We start from the raw sequence: 19,606 nt of genomic DNA, 5'->3' as shown, positions 1-19,606 counted from the left end.
CCCTTGCCCTCAATGGCGTTCAGGTAGCAGGCCAATGTTTCGGTCAGGGTCTTACCTTCCCCCGTGCGCATTTCGGCAATCTCGCCGCGATGCAAAACAATACCGCCAACCATCTGCACGTCAAAATGGCGCATGCCCATAACGCGCTTTGATGCTTCCCGCACTGTAGCGAAGGCCTCAGGCAGGATGTCATCAAGCGTTTCGCCAGCGGCGAGCCTGTCGCGGAATATCTGCGTTTGGCCCTTCAACCGGTCATCATCCATGGCCGATATTTCGGCCTCAAGCGCGTTGATCTGGTCAACGATCTTCATCATTGATTTAACGTAGCGGTCGTTCGACGACCCAAAAATGGCTTTGGCAAGTCCGCCGAGCATAGATAATTCCTTTGAAATATGTGGGAGACGCGCACGATTGGCGCGCATTAGGTAGCTATTAAACGCACCCAAAAGGGCGCAAAAAGCCTAACCTAAGATGATATCGTGCCGGTCAACCGGCGTATCTGACTTTACGGCAGCAAGGTTAGCTTTACCGACGGCGGGTGCAAGTGACGCCCGTGCCTTCGCGGTCTCACGGACCACGGGTTCGCAAGCGGCAACAGCTTCAAGCGCAGCCGCAGCAACATAAGCCTGCGCAACTGCTGAATCCACTGATGCTGACGCAGAAGATACCGGACGCGCCGCCTCTGCAGCGGAAAATCCGCTCATCATTGCCAGTAAATAGATCAGTAAACGCATATGACGCCTAGTTATGTGCCTGATGCATATAGGAGGGCAAAGCCTATCCGTCTATCCCGAAGCGACCTGTTTCGGGTGCATTGTCGGTTGCGCCAAAAGCGGCCAACAGATAAACGAGATGCAACATCCACGCGTCGTCGCCTTATATTTATAATTATTACAAGGTTTCAGATACTTGCCTACAATTTCTCCATTATCAATTCCCTTTCCCATCATGCCTGATATCGCTGGCGCAACGCCGCGCGTTGCGCGCGCTGGGTATAAGGATTGGGACCGTAGCGACCTGACCTATGTCGTTTTAGATGAAGGAACGACCGTGGCCGGCGTGACTACACAGAATCTGTGTTGCTCGGCCGAGGTCGAACTGTGCCGCGCGCATCTGCCGCATGGCCGCGCACGGGCATTGGTCGTCAATGCAGGCAACAGCAATGCCTTCACGGGGCAGCGCGGCAAGGATGCCGTCGATGCGATCACTGCGCAGGTCGCTGCACAATTAAACTGCGAAGAGCCGGAAATATTCGTGTCTTCAACCGGCGTGATTGGCGTCCCCCTGCCCGTCGACAAAGCGCAGGCCGGGCTTCGCGCTGCGTTCGATGCTGCACCGTGCAGTTGGGAAGACGTGACGCATGCTATTGGGACCACGGACACCTTTGCCAAAGGCGCCACAGCCAGCGCTATAGTCGATAGCCACAAAATTCAGTTTGTGGGTATTATTAAAGGTTCGGGCATGATTGCACCCGACATGGCCACCATGCTGGGCTATATCTTCACCGACGCAGCAATCGACGCCGCTTTTCTGCAGCATCTCTTATCTGGGGCCAATCAATCTAGTTTCAGCTGCATCACCGTCGACAGCGACACCTCAACCAGCGACACGGTGCTCGCCTTCGCAACCGGCAAGGCAGGCAATGCGCGGTTGACCTCGTTCGATGACGTTGGAGCCGATGCTTTTGCTGCCGCGTTGAGTGACGTCTGCCGCCAATTGGCCCATTTGGTAGTTCGCGATGGCGAAGGCGCGCAGAAGTTTATCGAAATCCAAGTGTCTGGCGCCGCCAGCGACGAAAGCGCCCGGCGCATCGGCTTGGCAATTGCCAATTCGCCCTTGGTAAAAACTGCGATTGCGGGCGAAGATGCCAATTGGGGCCGTGTCGTCATGGCCGTCGGCAAAGCGGGCGAGCCAGCAAACCGCGACACGCTCTCCATCAGCTTTGGTTCGACCTTAGTCGCGCACAACGGACTCGCCGTTGCCGATTATGACGAGGCGCCCGTAGCGCGTCATTTGCAGCAAAAGGAAATCGAAATCGGCGTTGATCTCGGCCTCGGGTCTGGAAACGCCACAGTGTGGACATGTGACCTGACCCATGGCTATATTAGCATCAACGCCGATTATCGCAGTTAGCGCGCGCGATTAAAGCGCAGCTTCGAGCCAGCTTTTCAACTGCGCCTTGGGCGCTGCGCCGACCTTGGTGTCAGCAATTTCGCCACCCTTGAACAGGATCATCGTTGGAATGCCGCGCACGCCATATTTGGCCGGCGTGTCGGGATGATCGTCAATGTTCAGCTTCACGATCTCAACCTGACTGGCTAACTCTTCGCTGATTTCTTCAAGGCTTGGGCCAATCATCTTGCATGGGCCGCACCATTCGGCCCAAAAATCGACCAATACGGGCTTGCCGGATGCCAGCACGGTTGCGGCGAAATCATTATCACCTACGGATTTTGTAGCCATGTTAATCTCCTTTGTTAGGTCCCATGTATTCTTGCCGCCTTGGGCTGACAAGGACCATCCTCAATAGTTTTGCTTAACCCGTCAGGAGGCGGGGTAATAAGGTGCCAAAATAGCGTCGGAAAGCGTAATGAAACGCGGTGCATGCGTGAACAGCAGGGACACCTCCACCCGCGCTCCTGGAAAAATTGCCTGTAACGCCGCGCGGTAATGCGCCATTTGCCGCAAATGCGGGACCGGAACGCCGGTTTCATCCCTTGGTACCTGACGACCCGTCTTGAAGTCGATGGCACGCACCAGCCCTGGTTCGACTATCAGCCTATCGATCCGTCCGTTGATGACGGCCTCACCCACAACGGCGACTAGGGGAATTTCGGCACGCGCAGAAGGACCGAAAAACGCAGCCAATTGGGCGTCATTCAGTATAGCGCGTATCTCGGCGATGATCTGCGCCGGATCAATATCATGTTCAGGTGTCTGCGCGTTCAACCATTGCTCGGCCTTTTGCAGCGATGCAGGGCCGGTAATACGTTCCAGCAACGCATGAACCAATTTGCCACGGGTTGCCGCCTTGCGCATTGCGGAAGACGCTGGCGCATCGCCATAATCGTCATCGTCTAGCTGCGAGGGGACCAAGGGACGCGGCGGCCGTTGCTCCGCTGGCGCCTGCGCAAAGAGCCACTGCGGTGTGCTCAAGGGTGTTTCAGCCCGCGCAGTCGCGTTGGCACCGCTGTCCGGCGCCGCCAAAGAAACCCCTTGTAGCCCGACATGGCGCATCACCCTGCCCCAGCGCGCGTCATCTTCCCAATCGCAACCAAGCGCGACCATCCCTTTTTGCAGGAGCGCACACCAGCTTTCGGGTGGCGGTTCCCCCTTACGGCTGATGCCAAGCGATCCGGCCATAATGAGGCGCTCTTCAGCGCGCGTGATAGCGACATAGAGCAAGCGTTTATGTTCCTGCAGCTCGCGGGTCTTTTGCATCTCAATAATGCCCTGCAACCGTCCCGACTGCTCGGCTTTGCGAATGGGCAGTAATGGCGTGCGATGCCCCTCATCCATCAACAGCTCAACCAATTGGTCCGGCTTCTTGGTCGGGTCTGACGTTATATCCGCCAGTATGACGACAGGTGCCTGCAAGCCTTTGGCACCATGGACGGTCATGATCCTGACCTCTTTGCTGCCGCTGTCACCCTCGCGTTTGATTTCCGTGTCGCCGCGGTCGAACCAGGCGATAAATTTCTGCAAGCCGCCACCATGCTGCTGTTCAAACTGCAACGCTGCGTTCAACATTTCCTCTATTGGGACCAGCACCTCGCTGCCCAAACGCGCCGTGAATTTGCGCCGCGCGCCGATTGGCCCGGACAATATCTGTTCAAGGAAATGATAGACGGTCGTGAAATCGGCCATAGCGAGCATGTCGCGCAGTGGGGTCATTTGCTCGGTAAGCTCGGGCCGGTCACGAATATGTTGCCACAAGCTGCCCTTGCGGTCGCCGACATAGCCATATTGGAGCAGGGTTTCCTGCGACCAACCAATGATGGGAGACACAAGTATACAGGCCAGACTGAAATCATCATTGGGCTGCAGCACAAATTTGATCGCCGCCAGCAGATCCTGCACCACCAAAGGCTGGAGCAAACGCAACCGGTCGATACCCGCGACGGGCACTTTGCGCTCATGCAATTGCGCGACCAGCATCGATGCCATCTCGCCCCGGCTGCGCAAAAGGAACATGATATCGCCGGGCTCAAGGAGTCGGCCTTTACTCACCAGCCAGGGTTTTGCCTCAATCAGCGCCTTGACATGATCCGCCAGCTTTTCGGCCAGCGCACGTTTTTCGTCGCTGAACCAATCCTCTTCCTCGTCCGCCGAAGCCCCGTCATCCTGCAACTTTGGTTTTGCACAAATGGGCTCAAAAAGCTCGACTATGCCAATCTGCGGCTTTTCGCTATAATGCTCCGCGATGTCCCCGCTGACACCGAAACTTTCAGGGCCAGCCTCATCAATGACGGCATTGACGAAATCAAGGATTGGCGCGGTCGACCGAAAACTCTGCGAAAGGGTAAGCCGGTTTAGCTCAGATCCCGATGCGTCGATACGCTCTGCGAAATATTTGCCTGCCGCTTCATAGCGTTCGGGCGCGGTGCCTTGGAACCCGTAGATGGCTTGCTTGAAATCCCCCACGGAGAACAGGGTGCGGGTCTTGTCGGGGTGTACGCCCATGCCGCTGTAAAAATCGTCACTGAGCGCGCTTATTATGTCCCATTGGGCCGCATTGGTATCCTGTGCTTCATCCACAAGAATATGATCAATCTGCCGATCCAGCTTAAACCGCACCCAATCCGCCATTTGGCTATGCTTCAGCAAGGCTGCGGTGCGGCGGATCATATCGTCAAAATCGACCGCGCCAAGGGCCTGTTTGGCTTTGCCATATTGCGCAGAAAATTCCTTACCCACCAACAAAGCCCTCGCGAGCCGGTCGGCATATTCTGCCCGCGCGACTTCGCCTATCAGCTGGTTCGTCCATTCGAACATTTCACCCGCCAGCAAGGCATAGGCATCATTCATCGGGGTTCGATTTCTTGATGCAACCTGAGGATCACCCTTGGCAGTCGACCAACAGCGGTGAATATCCATGTATTGTTTGGCCCGCGCGGCGGGCAACAGGGATAACCAATCTTGGATAACAGCCACCCGTTTACCGCCCACGCTGTCAGCCTTATTTTTGCACCACAAAAGATTGGCGTCGATAACCGCTTGCAGCGTTGCACGCGGAATATGTTCGTCGGCAAACGCTGCCTCCAACATATCCTCTACGGGGCCTATAAAGCTCACATCCGCCAAACGCCGCGCCCAGACCATAGCGCCTGCATCATCGGGGATTGAGGCCATCACATCGGGCGCTGCTGCCGTCCGGTGCAAGAACCGCAGGGCCCCCTCCTCCCCCATATTCAGGCTGAGTTCCTGCAAATTGTCGATTATCTTGGTATCGCCGCGTCCCTCCGCGTCTAGGACCAAGTTTGCGAGTGCCACATCGAGCAATTCCCTTTGCTCACGGCCTTCGACCGGTTTGAAGCCGGGCACCAACCCCGCTTCTTCGGGAAAGCTGCCGAGCAGAGATTGGCAGAAGCTATGGATGGTCAATATCTGTAAACCGCCGCCGGGTGCGTCCAGTACCTTTGCAAACAATTGCCGCGCCTTTTTGCGGGCCTCTGGACCAGCCTCTGCGCCAATAGCCTCAAGATCATGGAACAGGATTTTGTCGTCCAATTGGACCCATGATGCCAACAACTGATTGATCCGGTCCGCCATTTCGGAGGCACCGGCCTTTGTGAACGTGATGCACAACAGATTTTCCGGCTCAACATCATTTTCCAACAGCAACCGGATGACGCGGGCGGTCAGCACCTGCGTTTTTCCTGTTCCTGCCGATGCGTTCAGCCAGATATTGTCGTGCGGAACGACGGCGCTTCTTTGTGCTGAGATGAGCGGGTGGAGCGTTTTGGCAGCATTGCTCATGTCGCATCCTCGACAATCGCCTGACGGCCGTTCCATTCCTGCATGCGCATCAGTTGGTCATAGTCACCATAAAGCGCAAATTCCGGATGCAGCTTGGCGGTGAAGGGCGAATTCCCCAATATCCAATTGCTAATCGCGGCCTCCGCTTGCGCGACCGCGAAAGCAATGAATTCTTCCCGTTCGGGCTTTTTATCTGCAGGACGTGTGCTTGTGGGTATCGCGACAGAACCAAAATCTTTGGCTTTGTTTTTGGCCAAGCTCCAATATTCGAAATGGCTCGCCGCGCCCGATACGCCTTTAAAGGCCAACTCCTCTGCCATATAACCGATGAGACCCAATTGTAGCGCGAAGCCCGCGTTGATCTGCTTAGTCGATGGCGGTATGCCGGTTTTATAGTCGATAATAACAAGGTCGCCGCCTGCAGTCCGGTCAATACGGTCAACACGGCCCCTGACCGCGATGCCTTTGATGTTGACCGTGCCGGGCTGCTCGGCAACCGCAACCACGCGGCCTTCTTCAGTCATCAACCGCTTCGTTTCATCCGCTACCCACCGTAAACCAGCGGCGATACGCGGCTGCCATAGTGCGCGCAGCAGCGGGTCCGTAGCCTCCCGCGCCAACAAGTCGTCCGCACGCTTCGCGAGCATGTCGACCGCGCAAGCATCCTGTGTGAACCATTTTTCCAATATGTCGTGCACAAGGCTTCCGCGCCACGCATAGCTTGGCTCTGCATCAACCTTTTCCAGCACAGGAAGACCAAGCATGCGCTTAGCGTAAAAGGAATATGGGTCGGACTTCAACTGGTCGAAATCGGTAACGGACAAGGAGACCAAACGTTGTTCCGCATTTGGCATAGGCAAAGGCCGCTTAGCGAAAGGAACGGGCTCCTCGGGCCGGTCAAGCGCATTTGCCCATGACAAAAGCGCCTCATCCGCCTCAAGCGTTTCTGCCGTAAGCGCCTTAATCCGCAGCAAAAAGCGCGAAGCAACGGTTGGCCCGCCACGATCACGCCGGGCGCGGGTCAGCAGCACCTCTTGCGCGCCCAAGGCAGTGGCAAGATCGTGCGCCGACAGGCCGATGTTCCGGTCCAACGTAGGCAATTTCAAATGCCGCCGGATCGCGGGCGCCAACCAAGGATCAGGCTGCGCAATTTGTGGCCATGTGCCCTCGTTCAACCCCGAACAAATCAGCAAATCCGCTTGTTGAAGACGCGCTTCAAGCAATCCGTATATCGCCACGCGGGGGTGCCCACCATAAGGCGGGCGAACGACAGCATTGGAGAAAATCTCCTTAAATGTCGCAACTAGGCCTGTGGCCTCCGCGCGGCCAAGGATGGTAAGGTCGCCAAGCGTCACCTCCTCCCACATGCGTGCCAATTCACGGCCGCTCGCGCCGCGCCAAATGGCGCCATCGGTCAAGCTTGTCGCTACATCGCGAAGCGTTGCTAGGACGTCGTTAAACGGCTTGCTATCGGTCCGTTCCAGTGGTGCCAAGAGCGTCGCAACTTCGGACCACCAAATCATAAGCTGCTCATCAGGCTTTCGCGCAGCCTGCAACCGTGTCGTGATCGCCGACAGGCCGACGCCATTCGGGGTGCCGCGCAATGCAAGATCAAGCTCCCGCACATGGTCCAACCACGCAAGCCGTTCGGCGCCTGCAAAAGCCAATGGATGCTTGGCTATTGCCAATACAGCCGATGCGGAGAAGCGGCTTGAAATCGCATCCACCAATGCGAGCGCAAGCGTGCCCGGCGGAGTTTGCAGCAAAGGTATGCCCGCACTATCGTCAATCTGTATGCCCCATCTGCGCAACTGCCCGGCAACGCGGACCGCCAATTCACGATCGGGCGTGATGAGGGCGGTGCGCTTTTGTGCAATCTCCAGCGCACCTCGGATACACACCGCAATCGCCTTTGCCTCTTGCGCGCTATCCTCTGCTTCTAACCACTTCGCATGCGGCAAGCTTTTGCGTAACGCAGGCAGGCCCTGCCATTGGACACTATGTTCCGGCAGGCAAAATATCTCCGAAATCACCGCGCCTTTCGCTTCAGACTGGGCTGTCGGCAGGACATCAATCTCGCTGCGATCTATGCCCATCAGTTCAAGCAAATGTTTCAAATGAAACTGTGGATGCACTTCAACATTGCGGCGGCGGCCGAAGCCTTGCGCGTCGTCAGTCGAGGGCGAAAGGTCATCCCAGCGTTCGTCCGACAAGGCGAGGTCGACACCCGGCAAGATAACGTGCCCATTCGGCATCAGCGCCACACGGCGCAGCACGCGCGCCACGGCTTTGGCGGATGTGGTTATGCCAACTGCTATTATCGGGCTTTCAACCACATTTTCCGCAAGTCGCCGTTCCAGCGCTGCAAGCAAATGGTTCCGACGTTCGGCTGGCCCCATGAGTTTGCGCGCGGACAACGCAGCATGATATGCCGGAAAAATCTGCAAAAGCTGACCATAAGCGCTTTGCCAATGGCCCGCCAAGTCTGCGTCGATCGCGATGTCCTGTATCTGGGTAAAATCGACAAGATCAACCTCAAGTTCGTCAATCAAGTCCGCCAATTTGCGCGCTAACCGCAATGCTTCTGCAGGTGAGAGCGTTCCATCACGCGGTTTATGATCATTGACCAGCTTTGCCAAAAGCATCAGCCGATCAAACGAACCAATCGCTGGCCAAATCTCGATGTCGGTGTCGATAGGGTCAAGCATTGGCCCAAAGGCCTCGTCCAATTGCATGTCACCCACGGCAACCATCCGCGGCAACAGCATGCCCGGTGCGGCCTGACGAACAAACGCCTCGGTCATCGACTTGATCGCGCGGTTGTTGGGCAGCAGCAATATGTTGTTGCTGATCGCCAGCGGATCAGCGGCCGCCGACTGCAATACCCACTGCGCAGTTACATCGCACAGGTCGTTGCCCAACGGGACATTGAATACATGAACCCGCGGGGCGGAGATGTTATCCGCCACGATGTTCCGCCAGCCGTACTTCTGTAGCGGCAATTGCGGCTGGGTAGCCGACGTCAAACCACAATCCTTCGTGCACTATGCCCATGCAACGGCCCTCAGCTATCGCGCGGTCCCAGAAAATATTTGTTGAAAACACATCCGCTGGTGGATCAACGATCAGCCGCTTTGAAAGCATCTGAATGCCTGTCCACACATAGTTCGCTGGCAAATCGCCTTGACGACGCGACAACTGCCCATTTTCGTCCATGTTGAAGTCACCAACACCTTGGCTATTGTACGCGACCTCCAGCGGGGTGAGGAGCATGAGGACATCCATGTGGTCATCATCCCATGCCGCCATCAGCCGCGAAATCGCATTCTCGCCTGCATTGGTCCACCAATTGTCGGCGTTGACGCACAGGAACGGGTCATCCGAAATGATAGGCAGCGCGCGAACCAAGCCGCCGCCTGTATCGCGCAGCAAATCCCGCTCGTCCGATATACGCACGTTGAGATCGGATGCAGACGCCGTAAGATGCTGCTCCACCTGCTCCGCGAGATAATGCACATTGACGACAATCTTGCCGATGCCCGCATCGCGTAGATGGTCAAGTACATGATCGAGCAAGGCAATCCCGCCCACCTCTATCAATGGCTTGGGACGGTCGGCAGTCAGCGGCATCATCCGCGTGCCCTTGCCGGCCGCCATGATCATCGCTGTATCGACATGCTTACCCATCGATATGCAATTCCGTGGGCATCGCGTTGCGCATTTCAACTGGAATATGTGTGTCGAACCAGTGTTTCACTGGCGCAAGGTCTGGATGGGCCAAGTCACGCTCGAGCAAGCCCCACATGCGCGGTAGGAAGGACAGATACCGTTCCTTGCCATCGCGTTTCCACAGACGCGTGAAGATGCCGATGATCTTGGTATTCCGTTGCGCACCCAATAACGCATAATGCGCATCAAAGTCAGCGTCCGGCTGGGCCGTTTCGTGATAATATGCGCGCATTTCTGCCTCAAGCGCTGGCGACACGTCACGCCGCGCGTCTTGCAGCAAGGACACCAAATCATAAGCCGGATGGCCAACCAAAGCATCCTGAAAATCGATCATGCCTTGCTGCCCATCATCGAGCAGCATGATATTTTCGGCGTGATAGTCCCGCAGAACGGTCACTTTCTGATAATCGGACAGCGGCGCCAAGGCTTGCGCCCACATCCGGTCAAATTCACCACTATCAAAATCAAGGCCCATTGCGGGCATGTACCACTCAGACAGTAGCTGCACTTCGTGCATATAAGTCGCCATGTCATAGGGCTGTGTCTGTACAGGAGGCGTTGCCGAGAGCCGCACAATAGCGTCGATCGCGGCGCGGTATACCGCAACCTCATCTTCCGGATGTGCGTCCAAATGCTCACGCATCCGGCGGTCACCAAAATCCTCCAATAACACAAAACCATGCGTCAGGTCGGTTGCGAAGATTTCAGGCGCGCGGAACTGATACCCGTTAAGATATTGCGCAATATGGATGAAGGGACGCGGGTCTTCGTGCGGTGGCGGTGCATCCATCAAAATCGCTTTACCGCGCGCCGTACTGGCAATGCGGAAATAGCGACGGAAGGACGCGTCACCAGCAACAGGAGACACTTGCGCAGCGGCCCATCCATACGATTCCAGAAAATCGTTCAAGCCAGCGGGCGGAATCATATCAATTACGGGTGTCATTTTTATCCATTTTCAAAGTCAAAATTCGGGTCCCATCCGCTTGCGGCCATATGTCGATGGTGTGGCTTGGCACCACATAAGCAGGTCCGAAGCGTTCGGCCCATTCGACCAATGTAATACGATCAGTGCGTTCATCCGCCAGCCCCAGTTCGTCCAGTTCGTCGGCGTTTTCCAATCGATACAAATCGACATGGGCGACGGCAATAGAAACCTCTGGTGACTCATAGCTATGAACTATCGCATAAGACGGGCTAGCAACTTCACCTTCAAACCCCAGACCCGCAAGGATGCCAGCGCACAATACGGTTTTTCCGGCCCCAAGTGGGCCGTTGATCGCCACCCAATCTGATCGTTGTAACTCCTGCGCAAGCTTTTGACCAAATGCGCGCATGTCTGCGTCGGTAGCGATGATCATTTTTGGGTAATGCCACAATAATTGTGGTTCCCTTCCCTGCCTCGGAATGCAGGTGGAAAGTACCGCCGTGCGGGCGCAGTTTTCAACAGGCGGGCTAGACACGTTGTCTGGCGCAGCATCTTGTTCGACTTGCTGCGCATGGATAGCCCAATCCAAAGGGCGACAGTCGCTCCGACAAGCCAAAGCGCCATCAGAATCCCTATCAGTGCAATTGGCAGGCCAGTGCCTGTCATGGTCATGCGCCCTCTATGTTGCCGCCAATATGCTAATGCCCAAATGCTTGGCCCACGCAACGAAAAAAGCCCGCGACGTTTCCGCAGCGGGCTTATTCACGTCACAACCCTTCGGGTTATCAATAGCGATAATGGTCTGGCTTGAACGGGCCTTCGGTTGACACCCCAATATATCCTGCCTGCTTGTCGGTCAGTTTGGTGAGCTTAACGCCCAGTTTTTCAAGGTGTAATGTCGCAACTTTCTCATCGAGATGCTTTGGCAAAACGTAAACTTGGTTTTTGTAATTTTCACCGTTCGTCCAAAGCTCAATTTGCGCCAGCACTTGGTTGGTGAAGCTTGCCGACATGACAAAGCTTGGATGACCGGTCGCACAACCCAGGTTCACCAAACGTCCCTTGGCAAGGACTATGATCTGCTTTCCGTCCGGAAATTCAACCAGATCGGTTCCCGGCTTAACCTCGTCCCATTTGTAGTTGGACAAAGCAGAGATTTGAATTTCGCTGTCGAAATGACCAATGTTACACACGATGCTCATTGGCTTCATATTCATCATATGCTCGGCGGTTATGACGTCTGCGTTGCCAGTGGCGGTGCAGAAAATATCCGCGCGCTGCACTGCCTCTTCCATTGTCACCACTTCAAAGCCTTCCATCGCGGCCTGCAATGCGCAGATCGGATCGACTTCAGTGACCATGACGCGTGCGCCGCCATTACGGAGCGACTGGGCTGAACCCTTGCCAACGTCGCCAAAGCCAGCAACGCAAGCGACCTTACCAGCGAGCATGACGTCAGTAGCGCGGCGAATAGCGTCGACGAGCGATTCCTTGCAGCCATAAAGATTGTCGAACTTTGACTTGGTAACGCTGTCATTGACGTTGATCGCAGGAAAAGGCAACTCGCCCTTCTTCGCGATTTCGTACAAACGATGGACACCCGTTGTGGTCTCTTCCGAAACGCCCTTGAGGTTCTTCACTGTCTCAGAGAGATAGCCTGGCTTCTTGGAGACAAACGCCTTCAACGCACGCTGAAATTCAACTTCTTCTTCATTCTCTGGCTCGCCAAAGGTTTCGCCGCGTTCAAGCTTTGCGCCCCACAAGGCGAACATGGTGGCATCACCACCATCGTCGAGGATGATATTCGCAGTCCTGTCGTCACCCCAATCAAAGATGCGACCGACATAATCCCAGTAATCGGCAAGGCTTTCACCCTTTATGGCAAACACAGGAATGTCGCGCGCTGCTATGGCGGCCGCTGCATGGTCTTGCGTCGAGAAGATGTTACACGTTGCCCAGCGGACGTCAGCGCCAAGCGCCGTCAAAGTTTCGATGAGAACAGCCGTTTGAATTGTCATGTGCAGCGAACCAACGATCCGCGCCCCCTTTAGCGGCTGTGACGCACCAAATTCCTCGCGCAAGGCCATAAGGCCCGGCATTTCGGTTTCTGCAATATTGATTTCTTTACGGCCAAAATCGGCCTCGCCGATATCGGCAATGACATAATCGTTGAAAGCCACAGGCTTATTCTCCGGGAGGTTTTAGACTGCCCTGCCCATAACCGTGGATTACACCAAAATCAAATATAAAGATTGCTTTATATGATTTGGTATATGAGTGGCATGGCCAGCGCCATATGACTGGGGAGCTTCAAAGTTATCATTGGTCTTAAAAATTGTGGCATCCAGCGACGCCTACTTGACTTGGCAAAGCGGGTCTCGGATGACGAATCCATACCTCATCTTAAAGGAAAGAACACATGAGCATTTCTGTTGGCGACAAAATCCCGGACGTTAAGTTGGTGAAGGCAACCGCCGAAGGTCCGCAGCCCATTCAATCAGCCGAATATTTCGCAGGGCGTCGCATCGCGTTGTTCTCCGTCCCCGGCGCCTTCACACCGACATGTTCAGCGCGCCATCTTCCCGGCTTCGTTGAGAAATCTGATGAACTTGCAGCAAAGGGAATCGATGAAATCGCCTGCACCGCGGTGAATGACGCCTTTGTGTTGGGTGCATGGAACAAGTCGGGCGGGTCGGACGCGATCACTATGCTTGCAGATGGCAACGGCGACTTTGCTGCGGCGCTTGGGCTGGAAATGGACGGAAGCGCATATGGCATGGGCAAACGCGGCCAGCGTTTCTCGCTCGTCGTGAACGATGGCGTAGTTGAACACGTCAATGTCGAAGCGCCAGGCGATTTTAACGTCAGCTCGGCAGAATATATGCTCGGCCAACTCTGATAGCAGATTGAACCTACCGCGTTGGTACATGAACGGGAGGGGCAACCCTCCCTTTTTTGTTGCCAAAATCGTAAAATTCGGTGAAGCTTGGCTATGCCCAGCCAACAAACACAAAACATCATTAATCAACTAGTTATCGAATATGAGTCTTCGGTAAAACGGCTCCAGACGGCGCTCGCAGTTTATTTGAAGGACAAAACCGCTCCGTCGGCAGACCAGCGCGCGAATAATGATTTTTGTTACCCGGAACTCGTGATCACTTACGCTGGCAAAACGCGCGCAAGCAAATCCAACCTTGCATTTGGTAAACTGGAGAAGGTCGGCACGTTCCGCACAACCTTCACTAAACCGGACCTTTTCGCCGAGTATATTGGTGAGCAGCTTGATTTGTTGGTCGACCAATATGAACTCGACATATCCGTCGGCCGCAGTAGCCAAGAAATCCCCTTCCCTTATGTGATGGATGGGTCAGCCGACCTTGAGCTTGGCACCATTAGCCCGAATGAATTGGCGCGTTATTTCCCGACAACAGAGCTAGCAGACATTGGCGACGAGATCGCCGATGGCCTTCTGCGGGTAAGGGGCAATAGCAGTTCCCCGCTCGCGCTCTTCGACGGATTACGTACGGACTTTTCGCTCGCCCGACTTCGCCATTACACAGGTGCGCCTGCCGAACATGTTCAGCACTACATCTTGTTCACCAACTATCACCGTTATGTCGACGAATTCGTCAGTTGGGCCTGCAAGCAAGTCGGCAACGGCCGCTATACCGCTTTGTCGGGTGCCGGCGGGCTATATGTCGACACGCCAACGGACAATGCCGGGCAGCTTGTCGCCGACAGCACTTGGCGGAGGCACCAGATGCCTGCATACCATCTCATCGCACCGGATCGTTCGGGGATCACCTTGGTCAACATTGGCGTTGGCCCGTCCAATGCCAAAACCATTTGCGACCATTTGGCCGTCCTTCGGCCCGAAGCTTGGTTGATGATTGGCCATTGCGGCGGGCTTCGTGAGACGCAGCGCATTGGCGATTATGTTCTTGCGCATGCCTATTTGCGCGACGACCATATATTGGACGATGTTCTGCCACCTGAAATTCCCATCCCGCCCATCGCCGAAGTGCAGCAAGCATTGGCGAGCGCTGCAGAATATGTTTCGGGCACCAGCGGAGCAGACCTAAAACGGCGCATGCGAACCGGGACCGTTGTCACCACCGACGACCGGAACTGGGAGTTGCGTTATTCCGCCTCCGCGCTGCGCTTCTCACAAAGCCGTGCCATTGCTATCGACATGGAGTCAGCGACCATTGCAGCGCAAGGCTATCGTTTCCGGGTGCCTTATGGCACATTGTTATGTGTTTCGGACAAACCATTGCACGGCGAAATTAAGCTGCCAGGACAAGCAAACCGCTTTTACGAAGAGGCAATTGCCGCGCATTTACAAATCGGCATTCAAACCTGCGAGTTGCTACGCGAGGCTGGAAATAGCCTACACAGCCGCAAGTTGCGCGCATTTAACGAGCCGCCTTTTAGATAAGCACGTAGGAACGAAACCCACGCCAAACGATTATTGTGAGTGATTACAACCAAGGAGGACCTCCCATGCAGAAAAAGCCCACAGAAACCGGAACATTCGACAAGGTTTGGAACAAACTGCGGAGCATCGCAAATGGCCTTACCGGGGGTGCGCGTTCAGCGGTTGATTCCGCGTCCACCACCGCCAAATCAGCGGTGGAATCTGCATCAAATGCTGCTGCTAGCGCTGGCGCAGCGATAAAGGAAAATCCCGGCAAAACCGCTGCCGTTGCGGGCGCAGTCATCGCAACTGCGGCTGCCGCTGTGGCCGGCAAAAAAGTTTATGACCGCAAAGCCGCCAGCAGCGCAAAACCGGCAGCGAAGAAACCGGCAGCTAAAAAGTCAGCTGCGAAAAAGCCTCCAGCAAAGAAGCCTGCAACACAGTCGTCTGCGAAACCTGCTGCTGCACCTGCCACACCAGCAAAGCCTGCAACGCGCGCAAAACTAGCTGTAAAAAAAGCTACGCCCGCCAAGCCAGCGCCTAAAACAACCGCCTAACTTCGCGGATATACACGGCCCCGCGCCCAATACAGGCGGGGCCGTGTTAGCTACCAGCCCTTTTTCGCGCCCTTATTTTGAGCCTTGAGCCATTTCATCAAAGGCGCAAAATATTCTAGCATCGGCTTACCCGACATTTCACGTGTTCCGGTGAACGCCTGCAATGCATCTGGCCAGGGTTTGGATGCACCCATTTCAAGCATTGCATTCAGCCGAGTCCCCAAGTCCTTGTTGCCGTAGAACGAGCAGCGGTGAAGCGGCCCTTTCCACCCAGAAATATCGCACGCCGCCTTGTAAAACTGGAACTGCAATATGCGTGCAAGGAAGTAACGGGTGTAGGGTGTGTTGCCGGGAATGTGATATTTGGCTCCGGCATCAAAACGGTCAGCTGCACGCTCAACTGGAGGTACAATACCCTGATATTGTAATCGCAAGTCGGTCCAGCCCTTGTTATAATTTGCTGGGGTTATCGATCCGTTGAAAACGCCCCAACGCCATTTGTCGATCAGCAAGCCAAATGGCAGGAACGCGACCTTGTCCATGGCTTGACGCAGCAAAAGACCATTGTCCTTATCAGCACCCGGAACCTTCGCAGGGTCAAGTAGTCCGATCTGAACAAGATAATTTGGCGTAATCGACAATGCGATGGCGTCACCAATCGCCTCATGGAAACCATCATTCGCCCCGTTTAGGTATAGATAGGGCTGTTTATTGTAGGCGCGCTGATAATAATTGTGACCAAGCTCATGATGGATCGTGACAAAATCATCAGTGTTCACCTTTATGCACATCTTGATCCGCAAATCCTCAACGTTATCAATGTCCCAAGCCGATGCGTGGCAGACCACTTCGCGGTCCGTTGGCTTGATAAATTGCGCACGGTCCCAAAAAGTTTTGGGCAATGGCGCAAAGCCGAGCGACGAGAAGAAGCCCTCGCCGACCTTCACCATATCTTTTTCTGCCTTGCCGCGGCTTGCAGTGAAATCTGCAACTTCGGTTTGCTTATACCCCTTCGTTACCAAAAGCGCACCAATGTCATACCCGATGTCGCCGGCACCCGGCGGAGCAACAACATCATAGATATTGCCCCATTCCTGCGCCCACATATTGCCAAGCAAATCGGCGCGGATCGGCCCTGTTTTGGACTGGACCGCATCGCCATATTTCTTGTTTAACTGCGTGCGGACATAGGTATGCAACTCGTCGTACAGCGGCTTTACCTCAAGCCACAATTTATCGGTCAAATTGGCAAAGTCATCTGCGGGCATGTCATATCCCGACCGCCACATCGCGCCGACATCGGCATAGCCAAGTTCGGTCGCGCCCTTATTCGCGATTTCTACCATCCGGGCATAATCTGGCCCGATGGGCGCACCGACATTGTCGTGCCAGCTGACCCACATTTCTTTCAGTTCATCGGGGTTGCGGTTAGATCCCATCTCCGCCTCGATATCCGAACCGTTGATTTCCTTGCCAAGCAACGTGCCGCGTCCCTTGCCATAAGAAGACTGCAATTTGGTCGAGATGGTCGCAAGTTCCGCTGCTGCCCCGGGCGTTGTTGGTGCCGGCAAAACAATGCCACCACGCAGAATGTCCAGCTTGCGCTTTGTGTCATAGGATAGCCCTGGCAGCGCCTGATATTTGGCAGCCTCAAGCGCATAGCCAACGGCTTTTTCCGTGCCGATTTCACCGTAGCGCGCGGCAATGGCATCGGTGTCATCCGTCAAATAGGTGGCGTTAATCCACGCGACACGGCCACCTTCGACGGAGAAATCAAATAAGTCCTTTTCGGCGCGAGCAACAAACGCATCGGCGTCAGAAACCGTCGGCGCTGCGGCCGCAGTGGCAGCGTCCTGGGCCATGGCGGCAGTTGGTACAGATAGCGAGGCGCATGCCAAAGCAGCAATAGATACAAGAATTTTCATATTAGGTTCCTGACAAACAATATACCTCGCTGGTGAAACTTTCGGCCTGCCTCGTCAAGCGACGTGACGCGCCTTTCGTCGAATACCGAGCGCGACCAGCAAGCCAAAAAACGTTACCAAAAATAAAATCATTTTTATTGGCCGCATCTTTGCTGCAATGTTCGCCAGCAGATCAACCCCACCGGTGAATGCAGCTTGAACCAGCTGGCTTATGGTTTCGGCAAAATCGGAAATTGCAAAACCAATGGCGGCAAACATGACTACTTTGCCGAGACGCGCCAGCATTGCGGGCGATGACGCTGCAAACATCCGCCCACCGGCAAACGCGCCCCACGCGTAAACGACGATAAACATGAGGTCCAACTCCATACTATAGATTGCCAGATCCATCACACCGGACGCAGCCCAGCCGGCATGGATGATATCCACCCGCGCCGCACTGCCCGCTGCCTGATGGTCGCTCATACCCAAGGGCGAGGCGTCGGTAACCAGCCAAACGTTCATGACGATTTGAGCGGCTAACAACAAAATGCCGAACAACCAGAACGTCCAGAAACGCCTTTCTAGAGCAGATTCGTCGCGCATTGCTAACTAAACACCCAAAGACCCGGACAATGCCCCTGACAGGGCATCCTCGCGCGTCAGATGATAGGTTGTGTAGTCATGCAGCTGCCCACCATGATCACGCTTATGTTCCAGAACCAACTTCCCGCCCAAACGTTCAACCGCGGTGCGGGACCGGAAATTGTTCGCGCCGACCTGAAAGACCACGGTCCGAACAAACTGGAAGATATAATCGAGCATCAGCGCCTTCACCTCGCGGTTAACACCGGTGCGCCAATATGCCGTTGCGAAGAAGGTCCAGCCAATTTCGATTTCATCGGCGATGGCGGCGTAATTGGCAAAGCGCGTGCCACCAATGATTTCGCCTGTTGCTGTGTCTAATATTGCAAACGCGCCCCGCGATGCGATGGCGTCGCCGAAAAAAACGTCGAACACCTCTCTTTTATAACGATCCCGAAAGGGATGCATCGCCCATATTTCAGGGTCTGACGCCACGGCAAACAGCTCATCATAGTCGGCTACTACCAAAGGCCGCAGTAAAACGCGCTTGCCCGTCAAGACAGGCTGAATGTCAAACAGCGGAAACGTCAAAAGATCTCACCTGTCAAGGCCTCGACAAAAGCTTGCCCAAGCTCAGGCTTTATGACTGCGCTCATATGATTGCCCGGAACTAGGACCAACTTTCCACGGCGCAGAAGCGCTGCGAGGTCGGCAACCGAGCCATTATCATTATCCTGCTCTCCACACACCAAGGCGACGGGTAATGTCCATTGGGCAATCTGCGCCGCGCTTGTGTCAGTGAATGTTTCCAAAATATGCCGCAATGCTTCTGGGTCACCACCTGTAGTTTTCAAGAACGCCTCCGCCATCCAGGCGGCCGAACCCTTTTCATGATGTCCCAGATTATCGAAGACGTGGCGAAAATAAACGCCGCGATGGGCTGTGTTCGTTAGTCCCTCCAAACCCATGCCAGAAATAACCGCCCTGCGCGGTGCGGCGCCGCGCGTTAGCATCCGCGAAACAGTGCGCCCGCCAAGCGAGTATCCGCCCAAGTCGTAATCCTCAACACCCAAATGTGCCAACAAGGCGAACTGATCATCGGCCAAAACATCTCTTGGATAATGCGCCGGATCGTGAGGCTTTCCACTTAGGCCGTGTGCGCGTAGGTCAGGCATGATTACGCGGTATCCAGCGTTCGCCAGCGCAGCAGCATGACCATATCTAATCCAGTTGGTGTCCGCGTCGGACATGAACCCATGGATAAGCAGCAAGGGGCGTCCTTGCCCGATTTCACGCCAGGCAATTTTGACGCCGTCGGCGGCCAGGAAACTGTCGCATGTAATCATCAGCTACTTCTTTGTTCGTTCCGACATAATGTGTTCCTAGGGTCAGGACTCATTAACTAAGCCAAAAGATGACTGTAGCTGCGATTGCGATGGCAGACAAGAAGGTGTGGGCGCATCGGTCATAACGGGTGTGGATGCGTCGCCAGTCTTTGAGTTTCCCA

Annotated in this window: 16 protein-coding genes and 2 pseudogenes; 4 read left to right on the top strand and 14 right to left on the bottom strand. The window is 55.1% G+C overall.

Annotation, left to right across the window (positions count from 1 at the left end):
• Both ACIQ2T_RS05085 and ACIQ2T_RS05080 read right to left on the bottom strand, forming a co-directional pair.
• Positions 1-374, bottom strand: a pseudogene (locus ACIQ2T_RS05085) (preprotein translocase subunit SecA); the annotation flags it as partial.
• 87 nt (positions 375-461) lie between these two features.
• Positions 462-734: a hypothetical protein gene (locus ACIQ2T_RS05080; RefSeq protein WP_397589867.1), complete on the bottom strand. Its 273-nt coding sequence runs from the start codon at positions 732-734 to the stop codon at positions 462-464.
• A 214-nt stretch (positions 735-948) separates the two neighbouring features.
• Here ACIQ2T_RS05080 and argJ point away from each other — a divergent pair, with 214 nt between their 5' ends.
• The gene (gene argJ, locus ACIQ2T_RS05075) at positions 949-2,133 is read left to right on the top strand and encodes a bifunctional glutamate N-acetyltransferase/amino-acid acetyltransferase ArgJ (RefSeq protein ID WP_397589866.1); all 1,185 of its coding nucleotides are present in this window, start codon (positions 949-951) and stop codon (positions 2,131-2,133) included.
• 9 nt (positions 2,134-2,142) lie between these two features.
• On the opposite strand, the gene trxA is transcribed toward argJ, so the two are convergent.
• The 7 genes from trxA to ahcY form a co-directional block, all read right to left on the bottom strand.
• Positions 2,143-2,463 (bottom strand): thioredoxin, encoded by a 321-nt coding sequence (gene trxA, locus ACIQ2T_RS05070; RefSeq protein ID WP_397589865.1) that lies wholly within the window; start codon positions 2,461-2,463, stop codon positions 2,143-2,145.
• 81 nt (positions 2,464-2,544) lie between these two features.
• Positions 2,545-5,979 (bottom strand): double-strand break repair helicase AddA, encoded by a 3,435-nt coding sequence (gene addA / locus ACIQ2T_RS05065; protein ID WP_397589864.1) that lies wholly within the window; start codon positions 5,977-5,979, stop codon positions 2,545-2,547.
• Positions 5,976-9,005 carry a double-strand break repair protein AddB gene (addB, locus tag ACIQ2T_RS05060; RefSeq protein WP_397589863.1) on the bottom strand — a complete coding sequence of 1,010 codons (3,030 nt, stop codon included), beginning with the start codon at positions 9,003-9,005 and terminating at the stop codon, positions 5,976-5,978. The genes addA and addB overlap by 4 nt, the downstream gene beginning before the upstream one ends.
• The gene (locus ACIQ2T_RS05055) at positions 8,938-9,666 is read right to left on the bottom strand and encodes a nucleotidyltransferase family protein (protein ID WP_397589862.1); all 729 of its coding nucleotides are present in this window, start codon (positions 9,664-9,666) and stop codon (positions 8,938-8,940) included. Before ACIQ2T_RS05055 ends, addB begins: the two co-directional genes overlap by 68 nt.
• A complete protein-coding gene (locus tag ACIQ2T_RS05050; RefSeq protein WP_397589868.1) occupies positions 9,659-10,636 on the bottom strand; it encodes an aminoglycoside phosphotransferase family protein in 978 nt (325 codons plus the stop codon). The genes ACIQ2T_RS05055 and ACIQ2T_RS05050 overlap by 8 nt, the downstream gene beginning before the upstream one ends.
• Position 10,637: 1 nt before the next feature.
• Positions 10,638-11,225 carry a tRNA (adenosine(37)-N6)-threonylcarbamoyltransferase complex ATPase subunit type 1 TsaE gene (tsaE, locus tag ACIQ2T_RS05045; RefSeq protein ID WP_397589861.1) on the bottom strand — a complete coding sequence of 196 codons (588 nt, stop codon included), beginning with the start codon at positions 11,223-11,225 and terminating at the stop codon, positions 10,638-10,640.
• A 196-nt stretch (positions 11,226-11,421) separates the two neighbouring features.
• Positions 11,422-12,816 carry an adenosylhomocysteinase gene (gene ahcY / locus ACIQ2T_RS05040; RefSeq protein WP_397589860.1) on the bottom strand — a complete coding sequence of 465 codons (1,395 nt, stop codon included), beginning with the start codon at positions 12,814-12,816 and terminating at the stop codon, positions 11,422-11,424.
• 239 nt (positions 12,817-13,055) lie between these two features.
• On the opposite strand from ahcY, the gene ACIQ2T_RS05035 reads away from it, so the two are divergent.
• The 3 genes from ACIQ2T_RS05035 (at position 13,056) to ACIQ2T_RS05025 (ending at position 15,610) form a co-directional block, all read left to right on the top strand.
• Entirely contained in the window at positions 13,056-13,535 is a 480-nt protein-coding gene (locus tag ACIQ2T_RS05035) for a peroxiredoxin (RefSeq protein WP_397589859.1), read from the top strand.
• A 93-nt stretch (positions 13,536-13,628) separates the two neighbouring features.
• A complete protein-coding gene (locus tag ACIQ2T_RS05030) occupies positions 13,629-15,074 on the top strand; it encodes an AMP nucleosidase (RefSeq protein WP_397589858.1) in 1,446 nt (481 codons plus the stop codon).
• 65 nt (positions 15,075-15,139) lie between these two features.
• Positions 15,140-15,610 carry a hypothetical protein gene (locus ACIQ2T_RS05025; protein WP_397589857.1) on the top strand — a complete coding sequence of 157 codons (471 nt, stop codon included), beginning with the start codon at positions 15,140-15,142 and terminating at the stop codon, positions 15,608-15,610.
• 50 nt (positions 15,611-15,660) lie between these two features.
• Here the strand turns inward: ACIQ2T_RS05025 and ACIQ2T_RS05020 are convergent, their stop codons facing one another.
• The 5 genes and pseudogenes from ACIQ2T_RS05020 to ACIQ2T_RS05000 all read right to left on the bottom strand — a co-directional run.
• Positions 15,661-17,535, bottom strand: a complete 1,875-nt coding sequence (locus ACIQ2T_RS05020; protein ID WP_397589856.1) for a M2 family metallopeptidase — start codon at positions 17,533-17,535, stop codon at positions 15,661-15,663.
• A gap of 54 nt (positions 17,536-17,589) precedes the next feature.
• Positions 17,590-18,120: a hypothetical protein gene (locus tag ACIQ2T_RS05015; RefSeq protein ID WP_397589855.1), complete on the bottom strand. Its 531-nt coding sequence runs from the start codon at positions 18,118-18,120 to the stop codon at positions 17,590-17,592.
• A 6-nt stretch (positions 18,121-18,126) separates the two neighbouring features.
• Positions 18,127-18,690: a GNAT family N-acetyltransferase gene (locus ACIQ2T_RS05010; RefSeq protein ID WP_397589854.1), complete on the bottom strand. Its 564-nt coding sequence runs from the start codon at positions 18,688-18,690 to the stop codon at positions 18,127-18,129.
• On the bottom strand, positions 18,687-19,445 hold the full coding sequence (locus ACIQ2T_RS05005; RefSeq protein ID WP_397589853.1) for an alpha/beta fold hydrolase: 759 nt from the start codon (positions 19,443-19,445) through the stop codon (positions 18,687-18,689). The genes ACIQ2T_RS05010 and ACIQ2T_RS05005 overlap by 4 nt, the downstream gene beginning before the upstream one ends.
• 52 nt (positions 19,446-19,497) lie before the next feature.
• Positions 19,498-19,606: pseudogene (locus tag ACIQ2T_RS05000) on the bottom strand (IS5/IS1182 family transposase); the annotation flags it as partial.

The organism is Sphingorhabdus sp., from assembly GCF_044357595.1.
GTDB lineage: Bacteria > Pseudomonadota > Alphaproteobacteria > Sphingomonadales > Sphingomonadaceae > Sphingorhabdus_B.
Note: the sequence above shows the minus strand (reverse complement) of the source record. Positions and strands in the feature narration are given on the sequence as shown.

What these genes read in the sequence shown, in the direction of transcription:
- ACIQ2T_RS05080 (WP_397589867.1), bottom strand. Translation starts at nt 734, where the DNA reads ATGCGTTTACTGATCTATTTACTGGCAATGATGAGCGGATTTTCCGCT.
- argJ (WP_397589866.1), top strand. Translation starts at nt 949, where the DNA reads ATGCCTGATATCGCTGGCGCAACGCCGCGCGTTGCGCGCGCTGGGTAT.
- trxA (WP_397589865.1), bottom strand. Translation starts at nt 2,463, where the DNA reads ATGGCTACAAAATCCGTAGGTGATAATGATTTCGCCGCAACCGTGCTG.
- addA (WP_397589864.1), bottom strand. Translation starts at nt 5,979, where the DNA reads ATGAGCAATGCTGCCAAAACGCTCCACCCGCTCATCTCAGCACAAAGA.
- ACIQ2T_RS05055 (WP_397589862.1), bottom strand. Translation starts at nt 9,666, where the DNA reads ATGGGTAAGCATGTCGATACAGCGATGATCATGGCGGCCGGCAAGGGC.
- ACIQ2T_RS05050 (WP_397589868.1), bottom strand. Translation starts at nt 10,636, where the DNA reads ATGATTCCGCCCGCTGGCTTGAACGATTTTCTGGAATCGTATGGATGG.
- ACIQ2T_RS05035 (WP_397589859.1), top strand. Translation starts at nt 13,056, where the DNA reads ATGAGCATTTCTGTTGGCGACAAAATCCCGGACGTTAAGTTGGTGAAG.
- ACIQ2T_RS05030 (WP_397589858.1), top strand. Translation starts at nt 13,629, where the DNA reads ATGCCCAGCCAACAAACACAAAACATCATTAATCAACTAGTTATCGAA.
- ACIQ2T_RS05025 (WP_397589857.1), top strand. Translation starts at nt 15,140, where the DNA reads ATGCAGAAAAAGCCCACAGAAACCGGAACATTCGACAAGGTTTGGAAC.
- ACIQ2T_RS05020 (WP_397589856.1), bottom strand. Translation starts at nt 17,535, where the DNA reads ATGAAAATTCTTGTATCTATTGCTGCTTTGGCATGCGCCTCGCTATCT.
- ACIQ2T_RS05015 (WP_397589855.1), bottom strand. Translation starts at nt 18,120, where the DNA reads ATGCGCGACGAATCTGCTCTAGAAAGGCGTTTCTGGACGTTCTGGTTG.
- ACIQ2T_RS05005 (WP_397589853.1), bottom strand. Translation starts at nt 19,445, where the DNA reads ATGATTACATGCGACAGTTTCCTGGCCGCCGACGGCGTCAAAATTGCC.